The sequence below is a fragment of the Sulfurimonas sp. RIFOXYD2_FULL_34_21 genome (genome assembly GCF_001830805.1).
Classification (GTDB): domain Bacteria; phylum Campylobacterota; class Campylobacteria; order Campylobacterales; family Sulfurimonadaceae; genus Sulfurimonas.
In genome coordinates this window covers 222,900-244,588 of record NZ_MICH01000001.1, presented here as the reverse complement: position 1 = coordinate 244,588, position 21,689 = coordinate 222,900, and the positions used below count along the sequence as shown (strand labels likewise).

Below are 21,689 nucleotides of genomic sequence, written 5' to 3'. Positions count from 1 at the left end.
TATTAAGTAGGATTATATCACAGAAGTTGAGTCAAAGTCAATCAAGTTTAGGGCTGTAAACAAACAACCCTTAAGATAGTGTACATAGTATTGTTAATGTAAGAAGTGGCGAACTTCTGAAAAATAAAGACTCATACCAAACTCGTTTGCCGCTTCTATTATCTCATCGTCTCTTATACTTCCACCCGGTTCTATTACACTTTTAACACCTGCGGCAGCAGCAGCGTCTATCGAGTCGCGAAACGGGAAAAATGCTTCGGAAGCCAGTGCGGCACCTGTTACATCAAGCCCCATCTCTTTTGCTTTTTTAAGCGCACATTGACTTGCATCAACACGGCTTGTCATTCCCATTCCGACTGCTACCATTGCAGAATTTTTCACATAAACAACACAGTTTGATTTTGTAAGAGATGCTACTTTATAAGCGATCTCCATATCTTTTTTCTCCTGCAAAGTTGCTTCTCTTTGGCTCATAAGCTTTGCATCTTTTACCTCATCATCATTAACTCTGTCTGCATCTTGATAAACAAATCCGCCGTCAATATGTTTAAAGTCTTTAGCGTCGTTTGCTAAAACCAACTTGTCGCTTCCCATCTCAAATAACTTGATACGTTTCTTAGAAGCAAATACTTCTTGTGCTTCTTCTGTAATTCTGCCTGCAATAATTACTTCTAGGAAAATTTCATTCATTTTAAGTGCAAGTTCTTTGTTTACTACACCGTTTACTGCCACAACACCGCCAAATGCCGAAACAGGGTCACACTTTAGAGCCTCTTCATAAGCATCTACTAGACTATCGCGAATAGCAAATCCGCATGGATTTCCGTGTTTCGTGATACATACCGCATTTTGGCTTCCAAATGCCGAAGCTATTTTTACGGCACCGCTTAAGTCGTTTAGGTTGTTAAAACTAGCCTCGCCTTTTAGTGTTTTAAAGTTGCTTGAGTAGTGCTTGTCAAACTCATACAAAGCACCTTTTTGATGAGGATTTTCGCCGTAACGAGTATCCATAACTTTATTGCCTACTATAAACTGTTTTTCGCCGAAACCGCCGTTAAAACGAGAGTTCATATAGTTTGCTATCATGGAGTCGTACGCTGCCGTATGCTCGAACGCTTTTATCATCAAGTTTCTTCTAAACTCAAGCGTATTTTTCTCATTTTCTATCGCATCTATAACTTTTTCATAATCAGCCACGTCTGTAACTATCATAACGCTATCAAAGTTTTTTGAAGCTGAACGAACCATAGCAGGTCCGCCGATATCAATATTTTCTATAATCTCTTCAAAATCATCGGTCTTTTCAATCGTCGCTTTAAAAGGGTAAAGATTTACACAAACTAAGTCTATCGCCTCTACACCGAGTTCTTTGGCTTGGTCTAAGTGAGACTGTTTGTCGCGTCTATGCAAAATTCCGCCGTGAACAAACGGGTTTAGAGTTTTAACGCGTCCTTCAAAACACTCAGGAAACTTTGTCACCTCATCAATCTCAACAGCACTCACACCGTTATCAACCAACATCTTGTATGTTCCGCCCGTTGAGATAATTTCATATCCGTTTTTTACCAAAGATTTACAAAAATCTACCACGCCGCTTTTGTCGCTGACACTTACCAATGCTCTTTTCATTTATAACCTTATTACATGTACATTAAAAAATAAATTGCCGAATTTTATCCAATTAGAGATTAGAAGATGGTAAACTTAAAAAAATGAAACAGAGAAAAAAGAATGAAAAATATAGCTATTTTATGCTCAGGCGGTGATGTCAGCGGTATGAATCCCTCCCTTAAACATTTTGTAGAGTATTCATTGCAAAATAACTTAAATCCATATTTTGTGCATGACGGCTTTGAAGGGTTGATAGATAACAAAATATATAAAGCCTCTCATCAACATGTAGCGGGAATAATAAATCGCGGCGGAACAATTATAGGAAGTGCCAGAAGCAAACGCTTTATGCTTAAAGAATTTAGAGAAGTTGCAAAGAAAAATCTTGACGCTCTAAATATCGACATGTTAATAGTTTTAGGCGGTGACGGCTCGTTTAGAGGAATGGATATCTTTTATAAAGAACACGGAGTGAAGTTTTGCGGTGTTCCATCAACGATAGACAACGATATAAGCGGTACCGAGTATTGTCTTGGAGTCGATACAGCATTAAACGTTATAAAAGACTCGATTGACAACATAAGAGATACGGCATCATCATTTTCAAGAGCTTTCGTTATAGAGACTATGGGCAGAGAGTGCGGATATTTGGCTTTGGTTTCAGCTCTTACATGTGGAGCGGAGTTATGCTTGATACCTGAAGTAGTTTATGATTTGAGTGAATATGAAAAAAGATTTAAAGAGCAGATAAAAAACGGTCGCAGATACTTTATAGCAGTAGTTTCTGAAGGAATAAAAGAGGACTCCAAAGAAATAGCCTTATGGTTTGAAGAGAAAATCGGCGTTGAGTCAAGAGTCACTGTTTTGGGACATACTCAGCGAGGAGGAAACCCTACAACCTATGACAGACTTATGGCTTATAAATTTGTAAACTATGCGATTGACGGTCTGCTTAATGATAAAGTAAACAGCGTTATCTGTTATGCAAAAAAAGGTTTTGAGTACAAAAGCATAGACGAAGTTGCAAATACAAAATATCAACTTGATAGTGAACTGTTAAAGTATTTAAAGAGGTTTTAGATGTATAAACTAAATTTTTTTGTACCCAGCGAAGATAAAGAGAGAGTAAAAGAAGCACTCTTTGGCATAGGTGTCGGAAGATACGAAAACTATGAGTGTTGCAGTTTTGAAACGCTTGGAATCGGGCAGTTTAAACCCGTAAAAAATGCAAATCCGCATATAGGAAAATTGGATGAGATTGAGAGGGTTCAAGAGTATAAAGTCGAGATGATTTGCGAAGATGAACTTATACATGTAGCCGTAAAAACTCTAAAAGAAGCGCACCCATACGAAGAGGTGGCTTATGAGATTTTTAGGATGGAAAGTATTTAATAGACTGCCGCGTCGTTGTCTTGCTGTGACATGTCAACTTTCATCCACGTTCATATACTCAAGACTAAAAGTTCCTTCCAACCTTTTTAAAACACTTACTTTATACGACTCGGCAATAGATGAGATATCTACTATTTTTTCCAATATATCTCTATGTTCAAGCGGATTTGCAAACGCAGTGTTTGCCTCTAAAATGGATATTTTTGCCTCGTCATGTTTTATAATCTCTACTTCATCGCCTGCTTTAATATCTCCCTCTTCAAGCACTCGATAGTACCAGCCTGTAAGACCCGAAGTGTATATCTCACTTGTAAATTTTTTATTATCCCATCTTTTTGAGATTTTCCAGCACGGTTTTCGCGGTTGAGAAACCTGTAAAACGGCAGAGCCTATTTTATGAATATCTCCCAAACATACGCTACTTTCATGTAGTCCTGAGATAGTCAAGTTTTCCGCTAATGCACCAAAGGGAAGCTCTTTTAAATCTAAGAATTTTGCCCAGTTTTCATAATTTTCATAGCTGTTGGCAAAGATTGCTTTATCTGTTCCGCCGTGATGAATCTTATCTGCAACTTCATCGCCTATAAAACCGCTTTTTGAAGCAAAAACGGCAGAAGAAACTGACTCTTTAACAGAAGCGCTTTCCCAACCTTCGTAAGATTTTACTTTTCCTATTTGAATAGAGAGAACTTTACTTAACATCAAACAACCTTATAAAAATTAAATAGCATATTTTACCAAATAATATTGAAGTTTAAAAATTTCTTAGTATAATACGCAGTGAAATTTTTTACATTATTTTTTAAAATACTATAACAAGGCTTCAAAAACGGTTATGAGCAGCAAAACTACATATACAAAAATAACAGCAAAAATAATGTTGATTACACTTTTTTTTACTCTGTTATCTGCTTTTATATATGGGGATTATATGAAAAAAAATGCCATATCAAGCCTTGCACATGTAGATGCCAAAAAAACAAGTATGCTTGTGTTTGAAAGTCTATATTCCGCAATGCAAAAAGGGTGGAATAAAGAGGACTTACGGGAAATAATTGTTAGATTAAACCATGTTGACCCTTCTATGAAAATTGATGTTTACAGAGGAGATTTAGTAGCAGAACTTTTTGGTACGATAGAAAAAGACAAACAAGCAATTTCCCAAAACGCAAATATACAAAAAGCATTTCACGGCGAAGAGATACTAAACATATTAAACTCAAGCTTTATAAACTATTACTATCCTGTTATAGCAAAAAAAGATTGTCTTAAGTGTCACACTAACGTAAAAGAAAATGATGTTTTAGGGGTAATTGACGTTTCTTATCCTGTCAATAATCTCAAAGTATCATTAGATGAGATGATAAACTTTTTCATTATATTTATTATCGTATTTTCCGTAGTGATTTTTTTAGCAATTTTTGTTGAGTTTAACCAGTACATAATAAAACCCATCAAAAAGTTTTCAAACGCTATTCAAAACATAACAAAATCACATGATATGACAAAAAGAGTAGAAGTTGACGACAACATAGAAGAGATAGACTCCATCAAAGATGTCTTTAACGTAATGCTTGATTCTATTGAACATCAATTTTATTTTGACAGTTTAACAGGACTTGAAAACAGAAGAAAATTAACCGAAAAACTGGAAGAAAAAGTAAATTCATTTTTAATAATCATAAATATAGACTCTTTTCAAGAGATAAACGACTTATACGGAAATGAAGCAGGCGATTCTATCTTAAAAGATTTTGCTCTGTTTTTAAAAGAGATCATACCTCCAAACAGCTCTTTATATAGACTGCATTCTGATGAGTTCTCGTATCTTTGCAACAGAACGATGGATATAGATGATTTTAAAATATTTGCTTCAATGCTGAATGAAAAAATATCATATAAGTTTTTTAAAATAGACGGGAACAGCGAAGTTAGCTTAAGTGCAACGTTTGGAATAGCTTACGGATATGAAACACTTTTGGAAAATGCCGACATAGCTCTAAAACTTGCAAAGAAAAGCAAAAAAGACTTTTTAATATATGACGAAACTATGTATATGGCAAAAGAGTATGAGAAAAATTTTGAGTGGACTAAACGTCTAAAAAGAGCCATAGAAGAAGATAAAATTGTCCCTCTGTTTCAACCGATAGTAGATAACAAAACTCAAGAGATTATAAAATATGAAGCATTGGTGCGGATAGTGGATAATAACGGAACATATATATCTCCTATTCACTTTTTAGAACTTGCCAAAAAAAATAAACTTTATCATCAGCTTACAAAGATAATAATTGATAAGACATTTAAAAAATTTCAAAATTTACCTTATGAAGTCTCTATAAATATATCTGTCGAAGATATTTTAAACAGAGATATCAATCAGTTTATTTTAACTAAATTAAAAGAGAGTCTGATTGGCGAAAAAATAGTTTTTGAGATAATAGAATCTGAAGGTATAGAAAATTTTGAACAGGTTTTGGAGTTTATAAACAGTGTTAAAAGTTATGGGGCAAAAGTATCCATAGATGATTTTGGCACAGGTTACTCCAACTTTGACTATCTTATGAAGCTAAAAGTTGACTATATAAAAATAGACGGCTCAATGATTAAAAATATAGATATAGATAAAAATTCACAGATGATTACTAAGACTATAGTAAATTTTGCTAAAAATATGAAAATCAAAACAATAGCAGAGTTTGTTCACTCTAAAAATGTTTTTATGAAAGTTCAGGAGCTTGAAGTTGACTTTTCGCAGGGGTACTATTTCGGAGAGCCTACGGAGGATATTGTATAGTTTGTGGTTTGCTTCGCTTGTGGATTGCTTCGTCGCAAGCTCCTCGCAATGACGGAAGGGGTTGCTCGTAACGACAGAGCTGACACAAAATCTTAAGCGCTATCGTTTAAAAGTACTTATCGATGGATTTTAAAGCCATCTCATATTCATACTCTTTTACCATCATTATTACTTTTTCTAAAAGTTTTTGCGATTTTTCATCAAGGTCTAAAGCATCAAATCTGCAAAGTATAGGATTGATTCTTTTTGGTCTTTTTGTAATAAGAGCTTTTTCTAATTCCCTAAAGAGGTTTTCTATATCTTCTTTTGATGTTTTTATCTTTTTCTTGTCAAAATCATTCTTATCATTGTAAAAATTTAGTTTGATTTCGTCACATACCGATTTTAACTCTTTGTTAAATTCATCCGACAAGTCTTTATTTGGATTTTCTTCAAGCTTTTGTGATATCTCATAAAGATAATCCGCTCCGATAGTTCCGCTTAATCCTTTTATGGTATGGATAAAATATTTAAAGTCCACAGAGTCGATATCAACTGTTTTATTTTTATAATTGTCAAAAAATTTTAAAACAAGATTATTATATAAAGACAAAGTGCTAAGCAGCGAGGGAACTACTCTTTGGATATTTAGATGTTTTAAAGTCGGAATATCTTTTATAACTGAATTTTCATCAGCTTTTGAAACATCAGTTTTTTTAGATATATATTTTAAAAGAACTTCAAATAGTTTTTCCGTATCTATAGGTTTGTTAAGATGATCATTCATTCCTGCAGATTTTGATTTGTTTGCATCTTCTTTCATGGCATTTGCACTAAGAGCTACTATGGGAATTGTTTTATCCATTTCTCTTATAATTTTTGCCGCCTCGTATCCGTCCATCATTGGCATTTGTATATCCATAAGAATTAACTCATAAAATCCTCTTTTTGCTTTAAATCTCTCTACTGCTTCAACGCCGTTTGAGGCTATGTCAACAAATATACCGCTTGGTCTTAACATACCGGTTAAAACTTCCTGATTTAAGACATTGTCTTCAACCACCAAAACACCGCTTCCCTTAAGCGATGAGAGTTGAGTTTTAAGTGAGGGCTTTTCTAAAATGCAGTTCATTTTTGCTATATGTTCGCCGAACATTCCTACTATGATGTTATATAACAGAGACGGGTTTATAGGTTTTTTCAAAAATGTATCTATCCCTGCTTCTTTTGCTTTTTGTAAAATATCTACCGCACTATATGCACTAATCATTATAATTGTAGGCGTATCGTTACTTTTGCACTGCTCTTTTATAATCTTTGCAGTTTCCAATCCGTTTAGATTCGGCATTTTCCAGTCCATCAGAACAAGATCAAAATGTTTGGAGTCGTTGCATATAAGGTCTATCGCCTCTTTGCCGCTGTTTGCCACGGTTATATTTATGTTGAAGTTGTTTAGGAGTTTGGAGATGATGATTTGCCATGATGGCGTATCATCCACGATTAGGACATTTTTGTTTTTAAAATTTTGATAATTTCGCTTTTTAGGCGTTTTTTCTATGAGATCTACTTCAAAAATAAATTCGCTTCCTTTGCCTACTTCGCTCTCAACCCAAATCTCTCCTCCCATCATCTCAACAAATTTTTTACTGATTGCAAGTCCTAATCCCGTTCCTCCGAATTTTCTAGTAGTAGAATTGTCGGCTTGAGTAAAAGATTTAAAAAGCTTTTGGCTCTGCTCTTTTGAGAGTCCGATTCCCGTATCTTTAACTCTAAATCTAAATTTATCTTGTTTGATTTTTTCAATATATATTGTTACTTCGCCTTCATTTGTAAACTTAACGGCATTTGTAGCGAGATTTATCAAGATTTGCCCCAACCTTAGAGGATCTCCAAAAAGGTTCATATTCATGTTGTGATCATAACCCACCACAAACTCAAGCTCTTTTTCTTGAATCTTCAGCTCTATTATATTTACGACATTTTCTATAACATTATGCAAATCAAACTCTATTTTTTCAAGTTCAAGTTTACCTGCTTCAATCTTGCTAAAATCCAAAACATCGTTTATGATACCCAAAAGAGAGTTTGCGGCACTCTCTATCTTTCTGAGATAATCAAGCTGGATATTATCTAGGTTTGTATCTTTCATCAAATATGTCATACCTATAATAGCATTCATAGGCGTTCTTATCTCATGACTCATATTTGCCAAAAATTCTGATTTTGCTTTTGTCGCTTCTTCGGCTTTTATTCTGGCTTCTTGAACCTCTTTTTCCACGCTTTTTCTATTTGTTATGTCTCTTGAAGTACAAAATAGTGTAGGTTTATTTCCTATCTCGACCCCGACGGCGTTAATCTCGACATTAAAAATAGTTCCGTCTTTTTTCTTGTGAAGTGTCTCAAAAGTTGTACATGTACCCATAAGCATCGGGATATGCTCTATTGACTCTTTAGGTGTCCATTTCGCATCCCAATCTTTTACTTTTAATCCTTTTGCCTCTTCATAGCTATAGCCTAACATATTGCAAAAAGCTTCATTAGCCTCTATAAGATTTCCCTCTACGTCTAACACATGGATACCGTCTCCTGAAGCTTGAAGAAGTGTTTCATACTTTTTTGACTCATCCATAGCCTTTTTTCTCTCGGTAATATCCCGTGAAGCACAAAAGAGCATTATCTCACCGTCTATTTCTACTTTAACCGCATTTATTTCAACATGAATAACACTTCCGTCTTTTCGTCTGTTTAGAGACTCAAAAGTCGGTAACGCTTCGGTGTTTTTAGGAAAGTCATCTACAAACTTCATAGGCTTGTATTTTAAATCCCAATCTTTTACATGTGAACCTCTCATCTCATCGGGAGTATATCCGAGCATATTGCAAAAAGATTTGTTAAATTCTATAAGCCGTCCGTTGTTATCGATGATGTGTATGCCATCCCCTGCCGCTTCCAAAAGGATTCTATGGCGCTTTTCGCTAAGTTCAAGTTTTTTGATATATGTTTTATCCTCTTTTGTCATAGTTCTACCTAAAAACCACTTTATTGCGTCCGCTGCTTTTTGCTTCATAAAGTGCTAAATCGGCTTCTTTTAACATCTCGTCTATAGTTTTTGTAACGCCTCTTTTTTGAGTGATTCCGCTGCTTATCGTAAAACCGATATCATTTGAGTTGTAGTCTATTTTAAGCGTAGATATCTTTTTTCTAATATTGTCAAACAACTCTACCGTATCTTCCTTAGAAGGTTTTTTGCAGACTGCTACAAACTCTTCTCCACCTATCCTTGCAAAGATAGAATCTTGCGGCAGCATATCTGATATGGTTTTTGTTATCAGTTTTATAACTAGATCCCCTGCATCATGTCCAAAACTGTCATTTATCTTTTTAAAAAAATCTATATCTATCATACATAAAAATAGTTCTTCGCCCGACTCTTTAAAAAGCTCATTTACAAGCTCAAAAAACTTTCTTCTGTTGTATATACCTGTCATAGAATCTCTTGAAGCTAAAAACTCAAGATCTTCAATGGTCTTTTTTAATTTTAACTGTGTTTTTACTCTCTCTATAACTTCACTTCTTTTAAGAGGTTTGCTTACATAGTCGTTTGCACCTGCTTCATAAGCTTTTGATATGCTCTCTTCATCGGTTTTTGCAGTGGTAAAGATAATGGGTATATTTTTTGTATTTGTTTGAGATCTTAAAATTTTGCATACTTCAAAACCATTCATTTCAGGCATCACAATATCAAGCAGTATAAGCGATACTTCCTCATTTTTTAATAATTCTAAGGCTTTTTTACCGCTTGTTAAAGGTATAACATCGAAGTCTTCCAATATGTCTAAGATAATATCAAGATTCTCTTTTGTGTCATCTACTGCCAATATGGTATCGTGATTGAACATTCCAACCCCCTTTTTGTACTCTATCTACATTGATTATAACTCAAAAATATTAAAAATATCATGTATGTCACTGTGAGGAGGAACGACGCGGCAGTCTTCGGTAGTCTTAAAATAGTGCCTGACACCATTTTTTGTCTTTATATTGAAACACTTTCTATATATAGCGTTTCAGGAGCAATATCAATCTCATCTGACCACATTACTGTTCCAAAAGCAACTTTTGCTCTTTTAAAAAATCTTTTATCTTGTAAAATTTGAAATGGCTTTTTATCAAAAAGAGTTTTGCAATCAAACTCTTTTTTTTCTCCATTTTCAAACTCTAAAAAAAGTAAATAATTATCTTTTGGTTTTACATCTATTACATCGATAAGCATTAAAAACTCCTATTTGAGAGGTTCTATTTTATATGGTTGTTCACCTGCTACTGCTAGCTCCCAGTCGGCTATAAGTTCATCTTTGTGTATCTCCATCCACGCTTGAACCAATCTTTTTTGTTTATTTGCTAAATTACCTTCAATCATTTCTGCATTTTCGATAGCAAATATAGCTTTTGCATCTTGGTATCTCACATGGATATGAGGCAGAGCATGTTGTTTATTATCATAATAATAAATCATTACCATAATTCCATAAAACATACTGATAGTTGGCATTAAAAACCTCTTTATAAATATAATTCAGTATTGTAGCTGAAAGTGATTTATAAATAAAAACAAAATAGTGCCTGACACCCTTTTTTCAAATAGAATATATTAAAATATATCCGCTATTTTCCAATGTTTTTTATAAGCTATATATGCAATAAATGTTGCTAAAACAATTGTGATACCTAATAATAATCCACTACTCATTTTCTAACTCCTCTATTTGTCTTTACGCTCTTGTAATGTCATGGTTAAATTGTATCAAAATAAGATAAAAAGTGAAATAAATTTAAAGAGAGAATTTAACGCTATGTTAATTTAAAGACGCTAAATACTGGCGACTGACACCCTTTTTATTGGTAGGCTGTATTACTTTAAGACTTTAGATACTGTAGTAAGTAAAACAGTGCCTGACACCTTTTTTTAAAAGTAATCTGCAATCTTCCAATGTTTCTTATACGCTACGAGTGCCAATATTCCAGCCACTACAAAACCAATTGTATAGATTAAAACACCAATACTACTCATCTCTCAAATCCTTAATAATCATTTCTAGTTTATTTAATTTTAAATATGCCAACACAATTCCAAAAGACAAAAAAAGGAATGGCAAAAACAATATCAAGCTAATAATAAAAGCTTTATCAAATATAGATAAACCAAAACCGCCAATAGCACCACTCACAACCATAAGTACAAATAACTTTTTATATACTATATCTGCTTCTTTAGCAATAATATCAGCTTTGTCTTTACGCTCTTGGAATGTCATGGTTAAATTGTATCAAAATAAGATAAAAAGTGAAATAAATTTAAAGAGAGAGTTGAACGCTATGTTAATTTAAAAGAGTGCCTGTCACCCTTTTTGACCCTTTTTGTCGACGCCTTTTCCCTTTAATGAGTACTTTTTGTTAATCGATTTGCAAACCATATAACAAATGCACTGCCAATTAAAATTATTGTAAATCCGGCAATTATATTTATATCAAGCATTTTCCATTTCCTCATTTATTTTTTGCATTTTATACCAAAGATTTAAAGCATAAGTACCAAGCAAAAATACGACAACTAAACCTAATCCCGCAACTAAAATCATATATACTTCAATCTGGTGAATCAGCACTTTATAAGCGATAGTTCCAATTGCAGTCAATATTCCAAGAATGAAATATAGTAACGCTTTAAAAACTTCTTTTAAATCTGATTTTGTTTCTTTTTGTTTCTTTTAGTTTATCAATTTTGCTCATATGAAAATTATACCAAAATTATAAAAAAATAGATATTTTTAGAGAATTAAATGTTATGTAAAGAGGAAGCTAGATTAATATTTAATTAAGAAAGGTTTTAAAAGAGTGCCTGACACCCTTTTTTAATTTTGCTAAAAATATGAAAATCAAAACAATAGCAGAGTTTGTTCACTCAAAAAATGTCTTTATGAAAGTTAATGAACTTGAAGTTGACTTTTCGCAGGGGTACTATTTCGGAGAGCCTACGGAGGATGTTATATAGTTTGTGGATTGCTTCGCTTGTGGATTGCTTCGTCGCAAGCTCCTCGCAATGACGGAAGGGGTTGCTCACAATGACAGAAGGGGTTGCTCACAATGACGAGAGCAGTCACTGCGAGGAGGAACGACGCGGCAGTCTTCGGTAGTCTTAAAATAGTGCCTGACACCTTTTTTTGGACACCCTTTTTTAAGCAACCTTTCCTATATTTAATTCCAGCATGCTCTCTATACTTAAATGATAATCTAATTCTTCCCACTCAATACCCGTATTTAAACATATTAGTTTATAATTTTTAAGCTGTTTTAAACTTGCACTCTGAAGAGGCTTATACCAAGACATAGGCGTAGATATAATTCTATCGTCTTCAAGTTTTACATGTAAATACTCTTCATCAAAATGAACTTCTTTTCCTTTAAGCAAACCACTCATCCCATCTCCTTTCAAACTTTTCTTGATTTTCTTTAACTATGTTCAGCGCAAACTTTAAATCTTTTGGTTTTAGATAATTTTGAACTACCCTTAGAGTTTTTAGTTCTATTTTTGCAAAAAACTCCCCATAAACTACATGAATATGTTTAGGTTCATGTTCATTAGCATAAAAAAAGAACTTAAACCCATTCGTATTTAATAAAGTAGGCAATCCAAACCCTTCTTATTATTTTATAAAATTATATCATAGATTTAAAATGATGAATTAGTAAATAAAGTGTAAAATCTATTACAATAGAATTAAATGTTATGTAAAGAGGAAGCTAGATTAATAAAAAATAAGAAAAGTTTTAAAAGAGTGCCTGACACCCCTTTCGTAAAATTATATTAATTGTTTTGGTACTTAAGTTTATAAATTTTGCTATTTCTGTTTTTGTGTAACCATATTCATATGCTTTTTTGATATTTTCATTTCTATTTATATCACGATCTAGTTCAAAAAATGTCTCTAATCTTTTACTAAGTACTTTTAACTTGCCATCGTCTTTTATTATAAGATTGGGGGATTTATATACTATGTCTATTGCATCTATATCCATCTCACTACTTATATACTCAGCGTATTCATCATAAGTCATATCGAAGATCATAGAGTTTTCTAAAAGAGAAAAATAGTTGTGCTTATATTTCCATTGAAAGAATGACTGAAACCTATAAGCTGCAACATCTTGTACCATCCCTGCTTTAATGGGATTTCGCTCTATATATTTTGCTACTATCCAAAAGTGAGCATCGTCAAAAAGAGGATAAGATTTGTATCTACCTTGCCATAAATGACCTGAGCGAGTGTATTTTTTGTTAAAGTATTTTGAATATTTATCATTGATAAACTGCAAGGCTTTTGATAGGTTTGTATGTTTTGTTTCGATAAGCAGGTGACAAAAGAGTGCCTGACACCCTTTTTTTTTAATTTTTAATTCTAATCACTCCCACTTTCATAAGCCAGACGAGAGATCTAAAAACATAAGGTTTTCTAGCTTCGTTTATATCTTCTACGGCTTCTATAGCTTTTTTTGAACCATTTTTTAATCTATTAAACACAGATATTGCTTCATTGTCAGCAAGCATAGTAACTTTTACATAATTGTTTATCGTCATATTTTTATAGATACCGACTTTTTTAAGAGCTATTTCATACTCACATGTCAACTCTATTTCGGTAGCGTTATTTAATATGTATGTAGGATAAGCGACAAAAGCGCTAAGGGGTTCAATTCTCGCAGGCCATGGGTGTTGTAACTTTGTACTTTTGGAAGAGAGTGTTTTTTCTCTCATGTCATGCAGATTTTTCCATAAGGCCTCATACTGAGGTATGATAACACTCCAGTCATAAACCTCTTTTGCTCTTTTTTTACCTTCTTTGCCCATCTTCATCCTTAACTCTTTAGAGTTAAAAAGTTTTATAAAAGCTTCTGCAGCGGACTCCGTATCAACAGCTACGAGAGAGCTATTTTGTCCACAGTACATGTCATAAGTATCAGTACCCAATGCATGTCTTACTGCAAGATCTGTTCCTAATCCTGCATTTGGCATAATAGTAGACACTCTAAACCCGTCAATACCGTCTCTTACCGTATCTTTATAACCGTCCCAGTCTGAAACTACAACGGGAAGTCCTGCCGCCATAGCCTCTATGGGAACTATGCCAAATGTTTCTTGAATATTATCTGAAAACGAACAAAATATATCTGCACATGACCAAGCCAAGTCCCTGTTCTTTGCTTCTCTGCCATCAAGTCTTATAACTTCTACCGATGGGCAAAGTTCTCTGGAAGCCTCTTTAAAAGCATTTTTCGTATAGTCGTTTGCAAACCATCCACACTCTACTAAAACAACCTTTTTGCCTATTTCTTCGGTACTATCTTGAAGAGCTTTATACATGGGAAAGGGATTTGCCTTAGCATGAAAAGATAGACGACCGACATAAAGCACTGCTATAGCATTGTCATCTATGCCCAGTTCTTTTCTTGAGAGTTTTTTATATTTTGCACTATACTTAAAATCCTTTGTATGAATACCAAGCGGTATAACTGGGAGTTGAGGGAGAACTATCTTTGTGATACCTAGTCTATGCTTCAGGTAATCGACTTCTGCCTGCAAAAGAGCCTCTACATTTTTCTTGACGGCTCTTGAAGTGCATATCACTGCATCCCACGGTTGAACGGGAGCGGTAATAAGGGATGTTATAGCGTCCATAGCTCTAGCGCTTGAAGTAGTATGCGTGATACCGCAAATAGACCATTTTTCGTCACCGAAGAGTGTTCTTTTGAATGCTTGTTCGGCTATATCGGGACCGGGATAATAAAGCGTGCCTATTTGAGAAAGTACCTCAATATTATTGGAGTCAAAACCTTTTACTTCTTCATCTCTACCGTAAGCTCTCGCCGTATCTTCAAAATTTTTAAGGTGTTTTGCATCCATAACCTGCGCCCAAAGCTTAGCGTCCGTGGAGTACTTAAAAAAACCTTTTAAAAAAGATTCTCCCGCAGCGTTGCGACCCATTAGCTTCGGGCTTGTCATGGAGTAAGCTTCGGGGTGGTAGTATATCGCCGTATTAGAGTGCATTTAAGTACCTTGATTATAATTTAATTGGATTGTACTAAATAGACACTTATAAATAAATTTAATTTAACTCTCATTCTCTTATTTCATTTTGTAAAAGGGAAGTGTGCTGCTTTAGCTTCGCTCATTGACGAGGATAAATCCTCGTTTCCAATCTACATATCATCAAATAGTGCCTAACACTCTTTCGTTCAACAAAACAGTATTAAAATATAACATTGTAAGTCATAGAGTTTTGAAGTAAATTATAAAATCTGTTGAAAATTGATGATAAAAATATATTAGCTTCTATTTTAGAGAAGAGTATATTACCATGTATCTAATTTTTATAAGTTTAATCTTATCCATAACTAACTATTATGCTCTCTTTAGTAAAGTTAAGATTGTATTTGCCATATTATCATACTGTTTTAAAATATCACATTTATCAGCTGTAGATTTTTGTCCTAAAAAAAGGCTCTCCTGCGTTCTTACTTTTAAAAATGATACTTTTAAGCTACTATTTGCACATATGATATTGCTACTTGTTTTAATAATCTCTTTGCACCCGTCTAATGCGGCTCTATAGAGGTGAGCAACTCCTCTTTTAATATTTGATTTTGTATCTTGCGTATCTTTATCTTGAGATGTTGCCAATATATGGCTAAAAAAATTATTTATCTCAATCAACAAAACTTTATGATAATTGCATTGTGTAAACTTTGTAAGAAAATTGTATGATTTAAACATATGTTCCCACACACATTCTGAATCTTTTAATATATTACTAATACGAATTGTATCAACTTTTACAAACTCTTGACCTTCATCTTCATCTTCAAAAATATTTTTAAGTTTATCAATATAATCATTAACCAACTCCTCTAGTTTGTTGAGATCTTCGAAGCTGTCCGACATACTTTTTTCGCTGAGTATAGAACTATTATAAACTATTAAAAAATTATAAATCAGCTCATATTCCCTACCTATAAGCAAAGAATATTTTAAATCATATGTATAGAACTTGCTATAAATTTCTAAAAATTTATTGTAAAGTTGTTCCATTTTTATTAATACCTAAAAAATTAAAATATATAAATGAGGCAATATCATATTACCTCTATTATAGATTTTATAAATTAAAATCTATCGAGGAAAGCTTTTTGCTTTGTAGAATCTAGCAGTGACATACTTGGTTTATCAGCCATACTGCCTTTTCCTTCTCTGTATGTATCGCTATAAGCACCTTCTGCTTTTACTATAGCTTCTCTTTTTTTTCTAAAAGAATCTATACTAACAACTTGTTTATTTGACATTTATAACTCCAGTATTTACATAAAAAAGCTGTAAGCACAACTTAAATTGTGTAATTTGTATAATTTAGCTTGATTTTATCAAAATTTATCTTCTAAAGTTAAACAACTACTAAAAAGAAGCCCCACTCTCAAAAGAGAAGTGAAGCTTTAATTTTTAGTAACTTTTATCAGTGTTACACCTCAAAGAGAGGTGGAACGAGAGAAAAATCAACTATTAAACAAAATCAATATTAGCAGCGTTTAGTGTAGAAGCAACGCTAACATTAACACCAGTCAACTCAACTAAAACTGTCATAACAGAGTCTGCATTTAATGTTCCACCATCAGTCCCATGATTCATGCTACCGATATAACTGTTAGAACCATCTGACCAAGCAAATAGTAAATCATCTCCCGTAGCCAGACCTGCAGCTACCGTTACCTCGAACGAACCTCCAGTTTCGATTGCAGTTTCTACTAAAGCTGTTGATGCAAATATAGCACCAGTTAATACAATAATTTCTGCAGTTGATGCAGAAATATCAGCAGCTGCTGTTATTTCTTGTGTATTAACAGTAGCATTTTCTAAAATAGCTACTGCCGCTGCCGTTACTAACGTACCTGCATCAGTTTCGTCTATAGCGATAATATCACCAGCTGCACCTGTTTGGAATCCAGATACAGTTACAACACTACCATCACCAACAACGATTGTGTCAGCACCAGCAGCTGTAGCCAAAGAAACAGTTGCTGTCGTTACATCAGACACATTGATAACATTTGTACCTGTTGCAGCTGTAGCATTGATAGTTGCACTTGCAGCAAAAAGTTCGTCACCGTCTGTTACTTGACCTAATTTAATAGTACCTGTCCCAGAAAGTGTTGCTGCTATTGAACCGTATTGGTTATCAATTAGTTCAAAAGTAGCTGTTTTGCCAGTTGAAGCACTAACAGTCATTGTCATAGCAAGGTCTGTTGCACTATCTGTAGTTGTATCTGCAGCTATATCTCCTATAGTTACATTACCGCCTGTTGCAGCAGCATTTACCGTTGAAAGAACAACCGATTCTGTTGTAGCACCCGCAGCACCAACTGTACCAATAGTTACATTAGCACTTGTCGCAGTAGCAGTCAATGATGTTAAAACATTTGTATTTGTAATATTTCCGGCATCAACATCATAAGTAGTTGCCGTAACACTTAATGTATTTGTATCAGCATTATCAAGTGCAATCGCAGTTGCATCACCAGCTGCAGTTCCAGAAACAATATTAACAGTTGAAGCATCTGTAATCGTTGTACTAGTAGCAGAAGTTGCTGAATATTTAAGATTTAAAGTTGCAGAACCTACAGTATCAATTACAACCGTATCAGTATTAGCATCACTAACATTTACAGTTATATCAGAAGCAAGTGAAACTACAGTAGCAGTAGTTGCATTATTTGTTGAAATAAGTTTAAGATTACTTAATCCTGCAATATTTCCAGCTGTAAGTGCTCCGCCAGCAGCTACACCAAAAGTGGCATTAACAGTTTCTATACTTGTTGTAGTTGGAGCGACAGTAGCAGCTGCAAGAGTAATAGCAAGAATATCTGTACCATTTCCACCATCTAATGTGTCAGCACTTGTTAAATCTGTAGCCGTTGTTACAGTAAATGTATCGTTGCCTTCACCACCGTTTAATGTATCATTACCAGTACCGCCTAAGATAAGGTTATCATCACCATCACCACCTGTTAGTGTATCATCACCATTAGCTCCTGTCAATGTATCGTTACCTGCACCACCTGTTAATGTATCGTTACCTGCACCACCTACAAGCGTATCTCCTGCACTACCACCTGTTAGAACTGAAGATCCTGTCATATTGTTTGCAGTATTACCAACTGTAACCGCGCCTGTAGCTGTAGAAGCATCTACCGTTAGCGTTCCTGCAGATGCAACAATAGTAGCAATACCAAGAGTACCAGAACCTGTTGCAGTAACACTAATCGCACCTGTAGAAGCAGCACCGCCATCTAAAGTAGTAAATGCTAAAGCCGCAGTATTTGCAGTTGTGATAGTGATATCATCTGTTGCAGTCAACGTAGCAATTGTACCGCCACCAGCCGTTGTAGTAAGAGAGATATCATCTGCAATTAAACTACCAGTAACATTCAGAGTACCTGCACCAGAGTTATTTAGCGTTATAGTTCCATATGTATTTGTAACTGTACCAAAAGCAACAGTTGAACTTGCTGTATTTGCTGCACTTGTAATAGTCATAGCATTGTCGGTAGTACTATCTGTAGTATCTGCCGTAATATCACCAAATGTCAATGTAGCGCCATTATCCGCAGTTGCATTGATAGTAGCTAAAACTTCTGCTGTACCAGTAGCACCGATAGCACCTGTTGTGATATCTGCATTGCTTGCATTTGCCGTAATTGTTGTTAATGAATCAGCATCTACTATTGTGCCAATAGTAACCGTTGCAGATGTGTTTGTCGTAGTTAGGTTTAGTGTTGCTAATTTATCACTCATAGTAATATCATTCGTAGCAAGAGTTGCTGTCGAAGTAGTACTTCCAGTCACAGAAAGAGTAGTCGTATCAACCGTATCCAAAACCAATCCAGTAAGGTCTGCTGAAGCAGCATTTACTGCCGTAGTTTTAATGTTTACAGTTGCTGCATCAGAGATTGTTACGGTAGCCGCAGTATCAACAGTCGCATCCACAGTCACTGTAGAAGAAGCATCCGTATCAACAGTTAGGGCAAGAGCACCTGCTTCAACAATTTTAACTGTTGTGTTGCTTGCTACACCAGTAACGCTATAGCTAGCATCACTACCATTAGCGATTGTTAATTCTGTTAAAGAAGCAACACCGCTCATATCAACTGTAGTAAGACCATTGTCTCCAGTTAAAGCAACTTTTTCAACATTTGTTAATGTAGCTTTTGTTGTTAAATCTGTAGCTATAGTCCAGTTTACGGTATCTGTACCAGCGCCACCATCTACACTATCATTTGAGCTTAAATCACCATCTGTATTGAAAGTGATAGCATCATCGCCATCTCCGGCATTAATAACATCATTACCTGTACCAGAATCTATAATATCGTTACCTGCACCCGCTGTAATAGTATCAATACCTGAACCTGAAGTAATAGTATCAATACCACTACCACCTGTAATTGTGTTTACACCATCGCTTGCTGCCAACGTATTTGCTCCATTGCCACCATTTAATGTATCATTACCCGTACCACCTGTAAGTGAATCGTCACCAGCACCACCTGTCATAGTTACAGCAGTACTATTTGAAGCATTGATACTTACATTACCTGTTGCAGCACTTGCATCAACTGTAGCAAGATTTGATGCAGATGCAATAGCATTTGTGATTGTTAAATTTTTACTACCTGTAATTGTTAATGATGTTGCATCATTTGCAGTTAATGTAGTAATAGTATTTGCACCACCAATTGAATCAATTGTTAAACTTTCTTCATTAATTACGCTAATTGCATTAACTGTACCGGTAGCAGCTGAAGTTGTACCAAGATTAATAGTTAAAGAATCACTAGCTGTATCTAATGCACGGCTAAATGTTACAGTATTATTATTAGCAACTGAAACGCCTAAGCCAGTAATAGAAGCAGAAGCATTACTAATAGTTAAAGCTGCATTTGAGACAGCCGAATTAACTTTAGTAATTGTTGTGTTAGCAAAAGCTGCCATATCTTGTGATGCTGTAGCAGAATACGAAACTGTCTCAAAATTTGTAATACCAACAGCTTGAGCAGCAGTTACAGCAGCAGCAAGAGAAATTATATCTGTTCCAGAACCACCAGAAATTGTATCTGTCGCATCTATGTTAGCTGCTACTACAGTATCATCTCCTGCACCGCCATCAACAGTTGCTTTACCTGTTATAGCAGAAACATTTAATACATCGTTACCCTCACCGCCAGTTACTGTTCCATCAGTAATAGCACCAACTGTAGCCGTCAACTGACCTGTAAATGAAGAAGCATCAACAGTAAGAACGTTAGCATCTAAAGCATCAATTATGTTTAAGTTTTGATCACCTGTTACAACTACCTTGGTAAGATTTGCATCAACAATATCTCCTAGGCTATTTGCACTTGATGTTGAAGCGATAGTTAATGTTTCAATACCAGTAACCGTCATTTGTGTACCAGTTAAGTTAGTTACACCTGCTAGCGTTAATGTTGCAGAATCACTTGTGCCTGCAATAGCAGCCGTAGTATATCCATAAGTTAAAGCAGTATCAGCAATTCCAGTTGCTTTTAAAGCAGTAGTAGCAGAATCAATATTTGAAAACGCAGAAGCTGCAGATGAGCTACTCGCTTCAACGCTAGTTACGCCAACTGAGCCTAGAAGACTAACTGTGCCAGCAGCCGTAAAGGTTGCATTAACATTTTCAACTGAACTAAGAGTTGCTGCTCTATATGTGCCAGTACCATTTACTGCAATGTTAATAGTGTCAGCACCTTCTCCACCGCTGATGCTATCTGCCGCACCAAAAGTCATTGTTGTAGTAGATAATGATGCATCAAAAGTATCAGCACCTGCTGTACCTGTAAGAGTATCTACTCCTGTAGTAAGTACTTTAGTTACACCTACACTAGGATCGTCCATAATTACGACATTACCTGAAGTAGCAACCGTTGCAAATGAAGAATCTAAAACAGAAACTTTGAAACCTTCATAACCTTCAGCAGTACCATCATTAGCCGGAGTAAGAGTAATAGTTCCGGTAGTAGCACCTGCTGCAATTGTAACACTACCCGTTACTAAACCAAGGTCAGATGCAGGAGTAGCAGTACCACCGGCTACTTCAACACCAGCTATTTGATAGTTAAGAGTAGAAGCAGCTGAAACAGAGTGAGAAGCAGTTACAGTAAATACTACCGAGTTACCTTCAGTTACACTTGAAGCATCTGCCGCTATAGTGTAAGTTACAGCCGGAGCTAAAGCATCTGCACTCGCTTTAGCAGTAGTAACAGTTGATGATGAGTCAGTTACAGTTAATGCGCCTGTAGGATTTGACGACGTATTGAATGACATAGAAGTCGCATAGTTAGTCGGAGCATCTGTAACTTGATCTGCCATATAGTTAGAAACTGTTACACGGTTGTTAAATTGATCTTGAGCAGCACCAGCATTTACAGGATCTTGAGCAGCAGTGATAATAGCCGATACAACTTCCCCTCTTGATTTTGTAGCAAGTTCAGATACCCAGTAATCAACACCTGCAGTATCTTGTGCGTATGTTTTACCCAATGTATTTAGATAAATATGCTCAATGAAAGCCTGATCAGTATCAAGGCTTGTTCCAAAATACGTCTGAGCATCAGCAGTAGCAAGCATTTTGTTTGCACCGTCAATCATGTCCGCTGCATCTGTTTGCCAGTATGTATTACCGTTGCCCTCTGAAGCTCGGTTAAAAATTGAAACATAAAGTTGTGAAACTTGAGTTTGTGTTAATGCCATTTGTTTTTCCTCCTCAGGAAATTATAATTAATGTCT

19 protein-coding genes are annotated in these 21,689 nt (G+C 35.0%); 4 read left to right on the top strand and 15 right to left on the bottom strand.

All coding sequences use genetic code 11. The features are described from left to right. Positions 1-93: 93 nt before the first annotated feature. On the bottom strand, positions 94-1,629 hold the full coding sequence (purH, locus tag A2530_RS01200; RefSeq protein WP_294884093.1) for a bifunctional phosphoribosylaminoimidazolecarboxamide formyltransferase/IMP cyclohydrolase: 1,536 nt from the start codon (positions 1,627-1,629) through the stop codon (positions 94-96). Positions 1,630-1,731: 102 nt separating this feature from the next. On the opposite strand from purH, the gene A2530_RS01195 reads away from it, so the two are divergent. Both A2530_RS01195 and A2530_RS01190 read left to right on the top strand, forming a co-directional pair. Continuing rightward, on the top strand, positions 1,732-2,691 hold the full coding sequence (locus A2530_RS01195; protein ID WP_294884092.1) for a 6-phosphofructokinase: 960 nt from the start codon (positions 1,732-1,734) through the stop codon (positions 2,689-2,691). After that, positions 2,692-3,003 carry an NGG1p interacting factor NIF3 gene (locus A2530_RS01190; RefSeq protein ID WP_294884091.1) on the top strand — a complete coding sequence of 104 codons (312 nt, stop codon included), beginning with the start codon at positions 2,692-2,694 and terminating at the stop codon, positions 3,001-3,003. It abuts the gene before it with no gap. A gap of 33 nt (positions 3,004-3,036) precedes the next feature. On the opposite strand, the gene A2530_RS01185 is transcribed toward A2530_RS01190, so the two are convergent. Continuing rightward, the gene (locus A2530_RS01185) at positions 3,037-3,705 is read right to left on the bottom strand and encodes an MOSC domain-containing protein (protein ID WP_294884090.1); all 669 of its coding nucleotides are present in this window, start codon (positions 3,703-3,705) and stop codon (positions 3,037-3,039) included. A gap of 229 nt (positions 3,706-3,934) precedes the next feature. Between A2530_RS01185 and A2530_RS01180 the strand changes: the two genes are divergently transcribed. Further along, positions 3,935-5,800, top strand: coding sequence for an EAL domain-containing protein (locus A2530_RS01180; protein ID WP_294884089.1), 1,866 nt, complete (start codon positions 3,935-3,937; stop codon positions 5,798-5,800). A 106-nt stretch (positions 5,801-5,906) separates the two neighbouring features. Here A2530_RS01180 and A2530_RS01175 read toward each other — a convergent pair whose 3' ends face one another. The 6 genes from A2530_RS01175 to A2530_RS01150 form a co-directional block, all read right to left on the bottom strand. Beyond that, positions 5,907-8,846 carry a PAS domain-containing hybrid sensor histidine kinase/response regulator gene (locus A2530_RS01175; RefSeq protein ID WP_294884087.1) on the bottom strand — a complete coding sequence of 980 codons (2,940 nt, stop codon included), beginning with the start codon at positions 8,844-8,846 and terminating at the stop codon, positions 5,907-5,909. Beyond that, positions 8,803-9,678 carry a diguanylate cyclase gene (locus A2530_RS01170; RefSeq protein ID WP_294884085.1) on the bottom strand — a complete coding sequence of 292 codons (876 nt, stop codon included), beginning with the start codon at positions 9,676-9,678 and terminating at the stop codon, positions 8,803-8,805. Before A2530_RS01170 ends, A2530_RS01175 begins: the two co-directional genes overlap by 44 nt. 137 nt (positions 9,679-9,815) lie before the next feature. Beyond that, the gene (locus A2530_RS01165; protein WP_294884083.1) at positions 9,816-10,052 is read right to left on the bottom strand and encodes a DUF2442 domain-containing protein; all 237 of its coding nucleotides are present in this window, start codon (positions 10,050-10,052) and stop codon (positions 9,816-9,818) included. Between the two features lie 9 nt (positions 10,053-10,061). After that, positions 10,062-10,331 (bottom strand): DUF4160 domain-containing protein, encoded by a 270-nt coding sequence (locus tag A2530_RS01160; protein WP_294884082.1) that lies wholly within the window; start codon positions 10,329-10,331, stop codon positions 10,062-10,064. 511 nt (positions 10,332-10,842) lie between these two features. Further along, positions 10,843-11,094, bottom strand: a complete 252-nt coding sequence (locus tag A2530_RS01155; RefSeq protein WP_294884080.1) for a hypothetical protein — start codon at positions 11,092-11,094, stop codon at positions 10,843-10,845. 213 nt (positions 11,095-11,307) lie between these two features. Continuing rightward, the gene (locus tag A2530_RS01150; protein ID WP_294884078.1) at positions 11,308-11,475 is read right to left on the bottom strand and encodes a hypothetical protein; all 168 of its coding nucleotides are present in this window, start codon (positions 11,473-11,475) and stop codon (positions 11,308-11,310) included. A 203-nt stretch (positions 11,476-11,678) separates the two neighbouring features. Here A2530_RS01150 and A2530_RS01145 point away from each other — a divergent pair, with 203 nt between their 5' ends. Then, the gene (locus A2530_RS01145) at positions 11,679-11,831 is read left to right on the top strand and encodes an EAL domain-containing protein (RefSeq protein WP_294884130.1); all 153 of its coding nucleotides are present in this window, start codon (positions 11,679-11,681) and stop codon (positions 11,829-11,831) included. A 183-nt stretch (positions 11,832-12,014) separates the two neighbouring features. Here A2530_RS01145 and A2530_RS01140 read toward each other — a convergent pair whose 3' ends face one another. The 7 genes from A2530_RS01140 to A2530_RS01110 form a co-directional block, all read right to left on the bottom strand. Continuing rightward, the gene (locus tag A2530_RS01140) at positions 12,015-12,257 is read right to left on the bottom strand and encodes a DUF2442 domain-containing protein (RefSeq protein ID WP_294884077.1); all 243 of its coding nucleotides are present in this window, start codon (positions 12,255-12,257) and stop codon (positions 12,015-12,017) included. Next, positions 12,241-12,468 (bottom strand): DUF4160 domain-containing protein, encoded by a 228-nt coding sequence (locus A2530_RS01135; RefSeq protein ID WP_294884075.1) that lies wholly within the window; start codon positions 12,466-12,468, stop codon positions 12,241-12,243. Before A2530_RS01135 ends, A2530_RS01140 begins: the two co-directional genes overlap by 17 nt. A gap of 139 nt (positions 12,469-12,607) precedes the next feature. Beyond that, a complete protein-coding gene (locus A2530_RS01130) occupies positions 12,608-13,186 on the bottom strand; it encodes a hypothetical protein (protein ID WP_363113903.1) in 579 nt (192 codons plus the stop codon). Positions 13,187-13,223: 37 nt separating this feature from the next. Next, positions 13,224-14,882 carry a glycosyltransferase family 4 protein gene (locus A2530_RS01125; RefSeq protein ID WP_294884073.1) on the bottom strand — a complete coding sequence of 553 codons (1,659 nt, stop codon included), beginning with the start codon at positions 14,880-14,882 and terminating at the stop codon, positions 13,224-13,226. Positions 14,883-15,236: 354 nt separating this feature from the next. After that, the gene (locus tag A2530_RS01120; protein WP_294884071.1) at positions 15,237-15,923 is read right to left on the bottom strand and encodes a hypothetical protein; all 687 of its coding nucleotides are present in this window, start codon (positions 15,921-15,923) and stop codon (positions 15,237-15,239) included. A 74-nt stretch (positions 15,924-15,997) separates the two neighbouring features. Next, a complete protein-coding gene (locus tag A2530_RS01115) occupies positions 15,998-16,174 on the bottom strand; it encodes a hypothetical protein (protein WP_294884070.1) in 177 nt (58 codons plus the stop codon). A gap of 214 nt (positions 16,175-16,388) precedes the next feature. Then, a complete protein-coding gene (locus A2530_RS01110; RefSeq protein WP_294884068.1) occupies positions 16,389-21,653 on the bottom strand; it encodes a hypothetical protein in 5,265 nt (1,754 codons plus the stop codon). Between the last annotated feature and the right edge of the window lie 36 nt (positions 21,654-21,689).